Here is a 948-nt window from a genome sequence, read left to right as displayed (position 1 = left end):
GGTCAATTCCTGCACCTTCTCGCCGAACTCGCCGTCAAGGCGCTCGCGGATCTCGGCCCAGGAGCCGGTGAAGGTGGCCTCGATGTCCTCGTACAGTGCCTCGAGCTGCGATTCACCCTGCTCCAACCCGATCTCGTCGAGGTAGCCGGGCCCGTGCTCCACGATCCCGTCGAGCACCCCGTCAAGCGAGGCAACCTTGTGCGTGGCCAGGCCGGTAGCCAGCATGTCATCGGGGGTAAGCCGATACCCCGTCAGCGCCAAAAACGCGCCGAGCGCTTGCGAGGGGCGCTTTGGCAGGTTCTGCAACAGCCACGACATGCCCACATCCGTGATGTAGCCGATGTTCATCTCCGGCATGGACGCAAACGCATCCTCGGTGACCACCATGTGCGAACCGTGCGCCGACACGCCCATGCCACCGCCCATGATCACGCCGCTACACAGCGCGATGTACGGCTTGGGGTAGTTCGCAATGTCCAAGTTCATGGCGTACTCGTCTGCGAAAAACGTATCGACCTCATCCAGGCGTCCCTCGAGGACACCGTCGCGCGCGGCACGGACGTCGCCGCCGGAGCAAAAGTGCTTGCCAGAGGACTGGATGACAACTTGGGTGACGGTGTCGTCGTCACGCCACTGCTTCAGGATCTCGTCGATGGCGCGTGCCATCTCCGGGTTCAGAGAATTCAGGGCCTTGGGGCGGTCGAGGGTGATCACCCCGGTCGTGCCGCGTACTTCGGTCTTCACAAACTCAGTCATGCCGCCCAGTGTTCCACATCACACCGGTATGGTGTGGGCAATGCAGACGTCACGACTGATCGCACTCGACATGGACGGCACCCTCCTCACCCCGGAAGGCCAGGTACCTGAGCGCTTTTGGCAGCTTTACGACGACGCCACCGCCCAGTCCATCACCATCACCCCCGCCTCCGGCCGCCAACTGGCAACACT

The 948-nt window shown here is 63.0% G+C and carries 2 protein-coding genes; one reads left to right on the top strand and one right to left on the bottom strand.

Annotated elements, in window-relative coordinates:
* A partial coding sequence (locus tag HMPREF2656_RS00070) for an enoyl-CoA hydratase/isomerase family protein (protein WP_083319378.1) occupies positions 1-756 on the bottom strand: 756 nt, incomplete at its 3' end.
* Here HMPREF2656_RS00070 and HMPREF2656_RS13580 point away from each other — a divergent pair.
* Positions 653-948: HAD family hydrolase (locus HMPREF2656_RS13580; RefSeq protein ID WP_371440634.1), on the top strand; the 296-nt coding region annotated here is incomplete at its 3' end. The genes HMPREF2656_RS00070 and HMPREF2656_RS13580 overlap by 104 nt on opposite strands.

Source organism: Corynebacterium sp. HMSC034B08, assembly GCF_001835805.1.
GTDB lineage: Bacteria > Actinomycetota > Actinomycetes > Mycobacteriales > Mycobacteriaceae > Corynebacterium > Corynebacterium coyleae.
Note: the sequence above shows the minus strand (reverse complement) of the source record. Positions and strands in the feature narration are given on the sequence as shown.